Source organism: Terrabacter sp. 2RAF25 (genome assembly GCF_052115265.1).
Lineage (GTDB): Bacteria > Actinomycetota > Actinomycetes > Actinomycetales > Dermatophilaceae > Terrabacter.
In genome coordinates this window covers 313,286-325,150 of the sequence record NZ_JBFRGJ010000001.1, presented here as the reverse complement: position 1 = coordinate 325,150, position 11,865 = coordinate 313,286, and the positions used below count along the sequence as shown (strand labels likewise).

Annotated in this window: 11 protein-coding genes; all 11 read right to left on the bottom strand. The window is 70.1% G+C overall.

The window, feature by feature from the left end; all coding sequences use genetic code 11:
- Nucleotides 1-3: 3 nt before the first annotated feature.
- Nucleotides 4-936, bottom strand: coding sequence for a VOC family protein (locus AB4091_RS01495; protein WP_442289960.1), 933 nt, complete (start codon nt 934-936; stop codon nt 4-6).
- A gap of 48 nt (nt 937-984) precedes the next feature.
- Entirely contained in the window at nt 985-2,157 is a 1,173-nt protein-coding gene (locus AB4091_RS01490; protein WP_442289959.1) for an acyl-CoA dehydrogenase family protein, read from the bottom strand.
- A 51-nt stretch (nt 2,158-2,208) separates the two neighbouring features.
- Nucleotides 2,209-3,060, bottom strand: a complete 852-nt coding sequence (locus AB4091_RS01485) for an alpha/beta fold hydrolase (protein WP_442289958.1) — start codon at nt 3,058-3,060, stop codon at nt 2,209-2,211.
- Between the two features lie 119 nt (nt 3,061-3,179).
- The gene (locus AB4091_RS01480) at nt 3,180-4,613 is read right to left on the bottom strand and encodes an MFS transporter (protein WP_442289957.1); all 1,434 of its coding nucleotides are present in this window, start codon (nt 4,611-4,613) and stop codon (nt 3,180-3,182) included.
- A 14-nt stretch (nt 4,614-4,627) separates the two neighbouring features.
- On the bottom strand, nt 4,628-5,800 hold the full coding sequence (locus AB4091_RS01475) for an acyl-CoA dehydrogenase family protein (protein WP_442289956.1): 1,173 nt from the start codon (nt 5,798-5,800) through the stop codon (nt 4,628-4,630).
- A 154-nt stretch (nt 5,801-5,954) separates the two neighbouring features.
- Nucleotides 5,955-7,046, bottom strand: a complete 1,092-nt coding sequence (locus AB4091_RS01470) for an ABC transporter permease (RefSeq protein WP_442289955.1) — start codon at nt 7,044-7,046, stop codon at nt 5,955-5,957.
- Nucleotides 7,039-8,646, bottom strand: coding sequence for a sugar ABC transporter ATP-binding protein (locus tag AB4091_RS01465; RefSeq protein WP_442289954.1), 1,608 nt, complete (start codon nt 8,644-8,646; stop codon nt 7,039-7,041). The genes AB4091_RS01470 and AB4091_RS01465 overlap by 8 nt, the downstream gene beginning before the upstream one ends.
- Before the next feature lie 2 nt (nt 8,647-8,648).
- The gene (locus AB4091_RS01460) at nt 8,649-9,821 is read right to left on the bottom strand and encodes a sugar ABC transporter substrate-binding protein (RefSeq protein ID WP_442289953.1); all 1,173 of its coding nucleotides are present in this window, start codon (nt 9,819-9,821) and stop codon (nt 8,649-8,651) included.
- 169 nt (nt 9,822-9,990) lie between these two features.
- Nucleotides 9,991-10,833, bottom strand: a complete 843-nt coding sequence (locus AB4091_RS01455) for a fumarylacetoacetate hydrolase family protein (RefSeq protein ID WP_442289952.1) — start codon at nt 10,831-10,833, stop codon at nt 9,991-9,993.
- Complete coding sequence (locus tag AB4091_RS01450) at nt 10,830-11,426, bottom strand: VOC family protein (protein ID WP_442289951.1); 597 nt, start codon at nt 11,424-11,426, stop codon at nt 10,830-10,832. Before AB4091_RS01450 ends, AB4091_RS01455 begins: the two co-directional genes overlap by 4 nt.
- A complete protein-coding gene (locus AB4091_RS01445) occupies nt 11,423-11,740 on the bottom strand; it encodes a hypothetical protein (RefSeq protein WP_442289950.1) in 318 nt (105 codons plus the stop codon). The genes AB4091_RS01450 and AB4091_RS01445 overlap by 4 nt, the downstream gene beginning before the upstream one ends.
- Nucleotides 11,741-11,865: the final 125 nt, after the last annotated feature.

Here is an 11,865-nt window from a genome sequence, read left to right as displayed (position 1 = left end):
TGCTCAGGCCTCCTCGGCCGCCGGCAGCGACGGGTCGGCGAGCGGGTGCATGATGCCGGGCGGGCGACCCTTGCCGTCGGGGTGCTGCTCGTGACCCCAGACGGCCGTCCGGTCGTAGACCTTGGGGATCCAGGTCTCCTCGTCGACCTCGAGACCGCCGTAGCCGTACTCGACGTGGAACGAGCTGGGCGTCGAGTGGTAGAAGCTGAACTGCTGGTCGTTGGAGTGGCGCCCGATCGTCAGCGTGATCGGCACGCCGATCTCCTGGGCGATCTCGTAACCGGTGCCGACGTCGTCGATCGAGCCCACCTGGATCATCAGGTGGTTGAGGCCGGCGACCCCGGGCGGGCACTGCCCGAGCGCCAGCGTGTGGTGGCGAGCGTTGCAGTGGTAGAAGCGGGCGTTGAGCCGCCCCGGCACGATGATCTTGTCGGAGAGCCGGAAGCCGAGCTTCGTGAAGAACTCGTGGCCCGCCTCGATGTCGGGCATGAGCAGCAGCACGTGGCCGAGGCCCTGCGCGCCGGTGACGAAACCGGTGATCGCGCGGCCGGGTCGGAACGACGACCGCACGTGGCTCTGGCCCCAGGTCACCTCGTGGCGGAAGCCCCACGGGTCGGTGAAGACGAGGATGCGGTTGACGGCCCGGGCCTGGGCGAGGGCCTCGTCGCCGCGCTCGCTGGAGACGCCGAGGTCGGCGAGGGCCTTCTCGACGCGGTCGATGTCCTCCTCGTAGTCGACCCCCCAGCCGAGGTATGCCGTCTCGTCGCGTTCGCCGGGATGGATCTGCAGGCGCCACTGGGCGTCGTCGAACTTGAGGCGCACGGCCCCGTCGGGTCCGGGGTCGGTCACCATCGCACCCCAGAAGCGGGTGGCCATCTCGGGCCACTCGTCCTTCTTCGGTGAGTTGATGCCCAGGTAGGCAAGGGAAGTGATCATCGTCGATCTCCTCGTTTCGGGGTGGTCGGTTCGGGTTGGGGTCGGCCGTCAGGCGAAGACGGGTGGGACCGAGGCCTCGCCACCGAGGTCGTCGGTGGCCCACTCGACCGTGATGGCCTCGGAGACGTTGCAGATGTGGCTGAGGCCGGCCTGCATGTCGCGCCAGTAGCGCTCGTTGGGGAGCCGCTCGTGGATGCCCTGCGCGCCGCTGATCTTGTAGAGGCGGTCGACGGCGTCGACGGCCCGGCGCACGGCACGGACGCCGTTGCGGCGCACCGTCAGCCGCTGGCTCCACGACACCTCGCCACCCTTGTCGACGTGGTCGAAGAGCTCCTTCATGTCGTTGAGCAGCACGGTGCGCGATGCGGCGACGTCGGCGGCGGCCTCGCCGTAGACGTTGAGCTGGATCGGGTCGCGCCGGGCCACGCGGCCGTCGGCGGACACCCGCTGCTCCATGTACGAGCGGTAGACGTCGAGGGCACCCTGGACGATGCCGAGCGTTCCGGAGTTGATGGCCGCGGAGAAGACCACGGGGAACTTCAGGCGGTAGAGCGACTTGCCGGGCTGTCGGTCCTCGTAGGCGCCGTTGAGCATCAGAGGTGCCTCGACGACGCGGTAGTCGGGGATGAAGACGTCGGTCATCCGCACGTCCTTCGAGCCGGTTCCCTTGAGGCCCAGCACGTTCCAGCTGTCGTCGACGATCTCGTAGTCCTTGCGCGGGATCACGAAGTGGCGCATGTCCGGCGGCATCGTCGGCTCGCCGTCGTCGCCGACGACGAGTCCACCCAGGATCACCCACTCGGAGTGGTCGGTGCCCGTCGAGTAGGGCCACTGGCCCGTGAAGAGGAAGCCGCCGTCGACCTTCGTGGCCCGGCCGAACGGGGCGTACGGCGACGCGGTCCACGTGTCGGGGTCCTCGCCCCAGATCTCCTCCTGGAGACGGGTGTCGAACATCGCGATCTCCCACGGGTGCACGCCCACGACGCCAGTCACCCATCCCGCGGAGGGTGAGGCAGCGCCGACGGCCATGGCCGCCTCCATGAACTCCACCGGGTGGGCCTCGTAGCCGCCGAACTCCTTCGGCTGGTAGAGGCGGATCACACCGCTCTCGCGCAGCACACTCGCTGTGCGGTCGGTGAGCCGGCCGAGGTCGTCGCTGGGCTTGGCCTCGTCCTTGAGGACGGAGGCGTTCTCCTTGATGTTGCCGAGCACGTCGGTCATGGGAATTCCTTTCCGCCGGCGCCCGAGGGCGTCTGCTGAGCGGGTCGTGGGCTAGTTGGCGCTCACGAAGTCGATGACGAGGCGGTTGAACTCGTCGGCGTGCTCGACCTGGGCCCAGTGGCCACAGCGGTTGAGCAGGACCGCGCGCGAGTTCGGGAGGTGGGCGAGGAGCAGCAGGGTGTTCTCGAAGTGGACGACCCGGTCGTCACGGCCGTGGATGAGCAGGGCCGGGATCTGCACCTTGGGCAGGTCCTCGAGCCGGAACCACTTCGCGATGGGGCCACCCTTCGCGAAGCCGTCGAGGTAGTTCGCGAGGTGCTCCGGGTGGGCGTTGGCGTTCTCGGCCCGCTCGGCCGCGAGCTCCGGGGTGGCGAAGCGTGCGCTGTCGTAGGTCATCACCTCGGTGAGGCGGGTCATCGACTCGACGGACGGGTCACGGTAGGCAGCCACGAGCGTGCGCATGCCCTCGGAGAGACCGCCACCGGGCGAGACGATCTTCGGCTGGGGGCCGGAGCCGGGCCCCATCGTGATGATGTGGCTGACGCGCTCCGGGAACTCGGTCGCGACGCGCAGGGTGGTGATGCCGCCCATCGAGTTGCCGATGAAGGCCGCCTGCTCGATCCCGAGCGCGTCGAGCAGGTCGACGGCGGCCCGGGCGTGGTCCGACTCCTCGCGGGTGACCGCCTGCGACCGGCCCCAGCCGGGCATGTCGGGGGCGATGACGTGGAAGTGCTCGGCCAGGACCTCGATGTTGGTCTTGAAGTTGCTCCACCCCGTCGCTCCGGGTCCGGAGCCGTGCAGGAGCACCACGGCCGGGGAGGCCGGGTCGCCGGCCTCGTAGAAGTGGATCGTGCCGGAAGCCGTCTCGAGCGTGCGGCTCGTCTGCTCGGATGTCAGCGTCATTGCTGCCTCTCTCGACCAGGCCCGAGGAACACCTCGTGGACCTTGTCTGTAGTAATCGCTACATAGAATGTAGGACGAAGCCGTCTGTTGCACAAGGGCTACCTCATAGATTCTGTTACTTACATTCCATGGAATGACTTTCGGGGGCGCATCCCGAGCACGGCGAACAGCCCGACGACCGTCAGCCCGAGGAGCACCCACACGGCGGAACGGTGCCCGCCGAGCAGCGTCTCGAGGGACGTCGCGCTCAGCTGGTCGGCCCGCCCCGCGTAGTAGTCGGCGGACGCCTCGGGCGTGAGGCCGCCTGTGCCCAGCGAGAGCAGCAGGGCGGTGCCGACGGAGACCGCGGACTGCTGCGCGGTGGCGCGGATCCCGTTGAGCGTGCCGGCGCGCGTGAGGCCGCCCATCGAGATGATCATCGTCCCGTTGACGGTCTGGAACGCCCCGCAGCCGAGCCCGAGCACGACGAGACCGGCGATGAGCGCCCAGGGCGCCGCGCCGGCATACATGGCCGCGACGAGCAGCGCACTCCCGAGGAGCGCCAGGACCGCGAGCAGCCGAGAGGTGATGACGTCGTCGTGCCTGCGGCCCAGCCGTCCGATGGCGAGCGTGCCGACCGTGACGGCCGCGGCGAGAGGGGTGATCTGGAGGGCCGCCCTCACGGGGTCGGCGCCGTCGACGCCCTGGAACCACAGACTGAAGAGGACGGCCGGGACGACCCTGCCCACGCACAGGCAGAAGGCCGCGACGTTGGCGAGCACGAACTGGCGGTCGGTGAGGAGGTCCACGGCCACGGCCGGCCACCGCGCGCGCCGCTCGACCGCGACGAACGCCGGCACCGCCAGCACGACGCCGGCGAGTGGAACGAGGGTGCGCACGCTCCCCCAGCCGCCCCGCTGCACCTCCGCCAGCGCGACGAGGAGCAGAGTCGTGAGGACCACGATGAGCGCGTTGCCCGGCACGTCGACCCGCAGGCCGGCGAACAATCGGCTCGGCAGCCGCGAGAGGGCTCGCCAGCCCAGGAGCACGTCACCCGCGGCGATGAGCAGTCCGAGCACGAAGAGCCACCGCCAGCCCAACGCGCTCGTCACCAGTCCCCCGATCAGCGGGGCGGCAACCTGGGCGATGGCGAAGCCCGCGAGGTAGACCCCCATGGCGCCGCGACGTCGCTCGGGAGGCTGGCTGACGCTGACGATCGCCGCCGCCGTGCTGAGCATCAGCGCCGACCCTGCTCCCTGGACCGCCCGGGCGGCGATGAAGACGGCAGCGTCGCCGGTCACCACGAGGACGAGTGAGGCGCCCCCGAAGGCCACGAGTCCGGCACGGAACACGGCTGCAAGGTCGAGGCAGTCGGCCAACTGCCCGCTGAGCACCAGTCCCGCGCCCGCCACGACGAGGTACGCGAGCAGCATCCACGTTCCCTGCGCCGGGCTGGCTCCGAGGTCGCCGACGACGGTCGGGAGCGCCACGCTGAGCATCGTGGCGTTGAGCCCGATGAGGATCGTCGCGGCGAAGACGACGGCGAGCGCCGCCCGCGCGTCACGCGCCGACACCGCCGGAGCCCGGCTCAGTACTGGGCGGACGGGGGGATCTGGCCGCCGAACGCGTCGAGACCCCAGGCGAGGTAGCAGGGCTCCTGGCTGTTGCAGACGTGCGTGGCGGCAACCTGCAGGTCGCGCCAGAAAGGCTCGAGAGGGGACCCCTTCTGGATGGCGCTCGAGCCCATCAACCGGTAGAGCTCGTGCACCGCCGTGATGGCTCGGCCGGTCGCCCGCACCTGGTCGACCCTGAAGCGCAGCCGCTCCTTGACCGTGATGTCACCGCCGGCCTCGACGGTGTCGTAGAAGCGCGCGATCGTCGACTGCACGTGGCTGATCCCCGCCTCGACGTCCGACTCCGCCCGCGCGAGCGCAGCGAGGACGAACGGGTCCGTGCGCGAGGCACTCCCCTGCGACGACACCCTTGCCTGGACGTGGTCGTGGGCGGCGCGGAGCGCACCCCGCGCGATGCCGAAGGTGCCCGCCGAGATGGCGAAGGGGAACATCACCCCGAACCGCATCGCGTAGAGCGCCTCGCCGGCACGCCAGCGGTCGCTGTAGGTGTTGTCGCGCACGAGGACGCCGTCGAGCACCCGGTGGTCGGGCACGAAGACGTCGCTCATGCGTACGTCCTTGGATCCCGTTCCCTCGAGCCCCATGACGTTCCAGCTGCCGTCGACGATCTCGTAGTCCTCCCGCGGCAGCACGAAGTGCCGCACGTCGGGCGGCGTCAGCGGCGTGCCGGCGTCGTCGGTCACCATGCCGCCGAGGATGACCCACCGCGAGTGGTCAGTCCCCGTCGAGTACGGCCACTGCCCGCTGAAGAGGTAGCCGCCGTCCACCCGGCGCGCCCGCCCGAACGGCGCGTACGGCGAGGCCACCCACGTGTCGGGGTCCTCGCCGTAGACCTCCTGCTGGAGCCTCGGGTCGGCGATGGCGATCTCCCAGGGGTGGATCCCCACCACGCCCGCGACCCAGCCGGCGGACGGGTGGTTCATCCCCACCGCCATGACCCAGTCCATGAAGTCGTTGGGGTGGCCCTGGAGGCCGCCGCAGTCCTTGGCCTGGAGCAGCTTCATGCCGCCGGAGGCGCGCAGGATCTGGGCGGTGCGGTCGGTGATCCGGCCGAGCTCGTCGCTCGGGCGGGCCTCGGCCCGCAGCTCCTCGGCGTGGTCGAGGACGTATCGGGTGGCCTCGTGCATGGCGAGGTCGCCCCCTCTCGTGTGGTGGGTGTGCGTGTTAGGCAGGGTGGTGGCGCGGCTCGCGCCGGTGACGACGCGCGTACGCGTACGTGACGACGCGCGTACGCGTACGTGACGACGCGCGTACGCGTGCGTGCTCGTGAGTGGGACCCCGTCAGTCGGTGCGTGACCTGTCGCGGACGACCTTGGCGAGCGTCACGGCGACGACGAGGCCGGCTCCGTAGAAGACGTTCTGGATCCAGCCCGAGAAGCCGAGCAGCTGCAGCCCGAAGATCCCGGTCGTCAGGAAGTAGATGGCGATGATCGTCCCGATCGGGTTGAACATGCCCGGCTGCACGACGGCGGTGCCGAGGAACACTGCGGCCAGGGCCGGCAGCAGGTAGGTCGCCGACGTGGAGGAGTCGAAGCCGCCGACGGTGGCGACCATGATGACGCCCGCGAGCCCGGCCAGCAGCGAGCCGGCGAGGTAGGCCCCGGCACGGATGCGGGGGACGCGGATGCCCGCGAGCCGGGCCACCTCGGGGTTCGCGCCGACGAAGATCATGCTGCGCCCCAAGGGAGTCCAGCCGAGGAGGTACGCGATGCCGATCGCGAGGAGGATGCCGTAGTAGAACGAGATCGGCATCCCGAGCACCTCGAAGGTCGCAAGGTTGCCCAGCTCCGGGCTGTTGACCGACACGATGTTCGAGCCCGAGACGACCTGCGCCAGCCCGATGAGCAACGTGCCGGTGCCGAGCGTCACGACGAAGCTCGAGACGTCCATCACCACGACGAAGAAGGCGTTGACGGCCCCGGCGAGGAGGCATACCCCGATCGCGACGAGGCAGGCCAGCCAGACGTTCCAGCCGTGGACGCCGGCGAGCACCGGGACGAGTGTCGCGGAGATGCCCATGACGGAGGCGATCGACAGGTCGAACTCGCCGACGACGAGGGTGATCATCGCCGACATCGCGAGGAACACGAGCACCTGCTGGCTGCCGAAGATCGACGAGAACGCGCCCCAGGAGCCGAAGCGGGTCGGCATCAGGATGTAGTAGACGAGCGCCATGACGCCCCAGACGAGCACGAGGGCGTACTTGCTGGTGATGGTGTGGAGCCACCGCGGCTCGAGGCGGCTGCGCAGGGTGACGCGTCGGACCGCGGGCGCAGGCTGCTCGGGTCGGCCGCTGTCGGTCAGGATCCGCTCGGTCAGTCCGGTCTGCTCGCTCAGCCGCTCGGCCGAGCTCTGGGTGGTGCTGTCATTCATGGGTCGGTCCTCCTGCGGCGAGCGCGGACGCCGAGTGGTCTGAGTGGTTGGCATGGTCGGCATGGTCGGCATGGTCGGCTTGGTCGGCATGGTCGGAGTAGATGGCCTGCAGGACCTCGTCGGGGTCCTGGGTCCGGATCTCGCGGAGGCCGCCGGGGCCGTGGACGAGGATCCGGTCACAGACCTCGGCCAGGTCCGAGGGCTCGATGCTGACGAGGAGCACCCCGACACCACGGGCTGCCGTGTCGGCCACGGCGCGCAGGATGTCGACACGGGCCCCGACGTCGACCGCCTGGGTCGGCTCGTGGAGGACGAGGAGGTCGGGGCTGACGGAGAGCCACTTGGCGAAGAGGACCTTCTGCTGGTTGCCGCCCGACAGCTCCTTGACCAGGGCGTGGGGCGAGCGGGCGCGGATGTCGAGCCGGCGGATCGACGAGCGCGCCTCGTGGTCCTGCCAGCGTCGGCCGACGTGCCACGGGCGACCGCGGCGGCGCAGGCTCGGGACGGCGATGTTGTCGCGGATGCTCAGCTCGACGGCGAGCCCCTCGAGGATCCGCTTCTCGGGAACGAGCGCCGCCCCCAGGGCGAGGCACGTCGCGACGTCGGAGCGGGCGAGGTCGATGCTGCCCGCGCCCGTCGTGAGGCGTCCGGCGCGGGCCCGACGGCCCCCGGTGACGAGGTGGGCGACGGCCTCGAAGCCCGACCCCGGCAGGCCCGTGAGCCCGACGATCTCGCCACGGCCGACCGTGAAGGACAGGTCGTCGACACCGTCGCTGCTCAGGCCCTCGACGGTGGCCGCGGGGCCGCCCGGCTCGGCGTTGGGCTGCCGGGTGCGGCCGACGGCCTCGACGGTCTTGCCGAGCATGTGCCGGGCCAGGTCGTGCTCGGACAGGCCGGCGGTCGGGATGCCGGCGGCCGCGACGGCGCCGTCCCTCAGCACCGTGACGCGGTCGGCGAGCCGCAGCACCTCGGTGAGGTTGTGGCTGACCATGAGGATCGCGGTTCCGTCGGCGACCACCTTGCGCAGCAGCGTGTGGAACCGGGCCAGCTCCTCGCGGGGCAGTGAGCGGGTGGCCTCGTCGAGGATGACCAGACCCTCGCCGGGGCGCTGGTCGCGCAGCGCCCGGGCGATCGCCACCTCGGCCCGGCGCATGGCGGTGAGCGGTCCGACCGGGGCCCCGGGGTCGACGGGCACGTCGAGCCGGTCGAGCACCCTTCTGGCGATGGCGTGCTGGGCGCGCCAGTCGATCTTGCGCGAGAGCTGGTGGCGCACGAAGCCGCCGACGCCGATGTTCTCCGACACCGTGAGGTGGTCGAGCAGCCCGAGGTCCTGGTGCACGACCGAGACCCCGGCCGCCGACGCCTCGCCCCAGCGGACGGGCAGGCTGAGCGCCTGCCCGTCCACCGCGACGGTCGCTCCGTCATCGGGCGCGTGGTAGCCGGTGAGGATCTTCACGAGCGTCGACTTGCCGGAGCCGTTCTGGCCGATGAGGGCGTGGATCTCGCCCGGTGCGACGTCGAGGTCGACGTCGCGCAGCACGACCGTCGATCCGAACGTCTTCGAGACGCCCCGGGCCTCCAGCCTCATCGTGGCGGACATGGTTACTTGACTCCCCAGGCAGAGAGGAAGGTCTGCTTGTAGGCGCCCCCGCCGAACCAGTCGTCCGTGAGGTACGTCTTGGCGTCGAGGGTGAGGCCGCCGACGTTGTCCTTGGTGAACGCACGGGTGACGAAATCGGACCCCTTCTCGACCTCCTGGCCGGCGAGCAGCTGCACCATCCCGTTGGCGAACTTCCAGCCCTCGAAGAGCACTGGGGTGCCCAGGTCGGTGGTCTGCTGGCCGTCCTTGACGCGCTGCAGCCCGGCGAGGTCGGAGCTCGAGGAGAAGACCTTCACCTTGCCGGCGAACTTCGCACTGAGGATGCCCTGGAGCACCGGCGGCACGAAGCTGTCCACCGGCACGATGACGGCGTTGGTGTCGGGGTTGGAGACCAGGGCGGCACTCACCGACGTCGCGAGCTTGTCGACGTTGGCGGTGGTGAACTCGGTCTCCGCGATGCCGCAGCTCGGGCAGAGGGCCTTGAACTTGGCGATCCCCTGGGCGCTGGCCCCGGTGGTCGTCGTCGAGTCCATCAGCCTCACCCAGAGCACGTTGGTCGACGTGCCACCGTCGGCGATCGCGGCCTCCGACATCGCCTCGTGGAGGGCGGACACCCGCGGCGTGTTGTCGTAGAAGGCGAGGTTGGCGTCCGCCTTGCGGCCGCCCGAAGGGGCCACTCCGCCGACGATGACCTTGACGCCCTTCGCAGCCAGCGCGTCGAACGCGGGGCCGGCCATCTGGTAGTCGACGAAGGCGCTGATGACGCCGTCGACCTTCTCGTCGCCGGCGGCCTTGAGGCAGTCGGCGACGGCCGTCGGGTTGAACTTGCCGTCGCAGATCTTGACGGTCGCACCAGCCGCACCAAGGGCCTCCGTGACACCGACGCCGACGGCGTGGATGACAGGGATCTGGTCGCCCAGGGCGACGAACGTGAACTTCTTGCCCGTGAGGTCGACGGGCTTGCCGATCGGCGTGACCTTCGGCCACGTCGGGGCCTTGGACCAACCGGCCAGGGACTCCTTGGCCTGCTGGACGCCGGCCGCGCCGGCGGCGGTCGCCTCGGCGCTGACCGGGGCGACCTTCTCCCCGGCGCCACAGGCACCGAGCAACGACGCGGCGAGGGCGCTCGCCGCGAGGGCCCGCGCGGGGCGGGAACGGAAGAGGGGACGAGACATGGTGGCGGCTCCTTTGCCGTGCAGTGTCCTGTGGTGCGGGCGGCCGGCCCGGTGGTGGGCCGATGGCGCTGCAGTCAGGTCTTCATGTAGTGCTTGCTACAGAGAAGCAGAATGCACGTTCCTGTGCAATAGGTTTGGTCGAACTTTTCGTGTAGCGACTGCTACGCGCTCAAGCGAACGTGTGGGACATTCGCCCGATACCGTCCACCCACGTCTCGAGCACCTCCCCCGACCGGAGGTAGCGGGGCGGCGTGAGGCCCATCCCGACTCCGTCGGGAGTGCCGGTGAAGACGAGATCGCCGGGGCGGAGCACGAGCACCCTCGACAGCTCGGAGATCGAGCGCGAGATCGAGAAGATGAGTCCGGCCGTCGTGCCGGACTGGACCACCTCGCCGTCGATGCTGCAACCGAGATGGAGGTCGTCCGGGTCGTCGAGCTCGTCCATCGACACGACCCACGGCCCGATCGGGCTGAAACCCGGGTAGGACTTCGCCAGCCCGAACTGCGGCGCAGGCCCGGAGAACTGGCGGGTCCGTTCGGACAGGTCCTGGCCGATCGTGAGACCGGCGAGGTGGCTGAAGACGTCCGCCTCGTCGACGTGGTGCATCTGCTTGCCGACGACGGCGACGACCTCCACCTCCCAGTCGACGGTGCCGCCCCCGGGAAGGCGCACGACGCCATGGGCCCCCGTGACGGACGACGGGAACTTCGCGAAGACCGGAGGCAGGTCGGTCGGCGGCTCGAACCCGGTCGCGCGGGCGTGCTCCGCGTAGTTGAGCCCGATGGCGATGATCGACGGGGGCACCGGAACGGGCGCATCGAGCTCTTCCGGCCTCACCGGCTCGGCGCTCGCCTCGTCGAGGCCGGCCACCCAGGTCGCGATCTCGTCGTGCCGCGCCCACATCTGCATCGGGTCCGGCGAGAAGCGACCACTACTCTCCTTCTCCAGGTCCCATCCGGCCGACGTGCCCTTGAGCACGAACGCACGACCACCCCGGTTGGCGAACCTCATGCCATCACCGACGCGACGTCGGCGAGGATGCCGGGCGCCGTCTCACGACCGACCTCGGTGAGCTCGTGACCCCACAGCGAGGGACGGTCGTTGGTCGCCGCGACCCAGGTGACGTCGTCCACCACCATGCCGCCGTGGCCGTACTCGATCTGGAACGACGACGGGGTCAGCATGTAGAACGAGGTCATCAGGTCATTCGTGTGCCGGCCGATCCCCCGGAGCACGGGCACGGCCGCCGCCTTGGCGAGATCGAGGCCCGTGCCGACGTCGTCGAGGCTCTTGACCTCGAGCATCAGGTGGTTCAGACCCACCTTGCCGGGCACCTCGGCGACCGCGAGCGAGTGGTGTCTGCCGTTGCAGTGGTAGAAGCGCACCTTCATGTGCTCCTCGTCGACCCGGTCGGACAACGTGAACCCGAGCAGGTCGGCGTAGAACGCGTCCGCCTGAGCCAGGTCGGGCACGACGAGCACGACGTGACCGAGACCGAAGTCGTCGGCGACGAAGCCGGTCATCGGCCGCCCGGGCCAGAAGGTCCCCGGCCGACGGCGCTGACCGGCCACGAACTCGTGCCGGGCTCCCCACGGGTCGGTCACCCAGCGAGCTCTGCGACGCCACGGTCACGGCATTCCGCAGGCGTGCCGGCCGTGGGTTCGAGGCCCGAGAGCCGCAGTCGGTCGAGGTACGCGTGCAGCTCGGCCTCGTTGGCGAAGGCCCAGCCCGTGTAGAGCAGCTCGTCGCGGTCGCCCGGTTCGATCGTGATGCGGTGGAGGGCGTCGTCGACGCGCAGGCGCACCGATCCGTTCTCACCGCGCGGGCCGAGCGCGCAGCCGAGAACTTCGGTGCCGTAGGCGAGCCACTCCTCGTGCCGGGGAGAGGCCACGCCGATGTAGGCGAGCTCTTTGATCATCCTTGGTCCCTTCGCGTCAGTCATGCGCCGACCGCCACTTCTCTGTAGCAATCACAACAGAGCATCCTGGACAGGCCTGTGCCCGGCAAGGGTTAGGCGCGTGTGATATTTCCGCTCTTACAAAG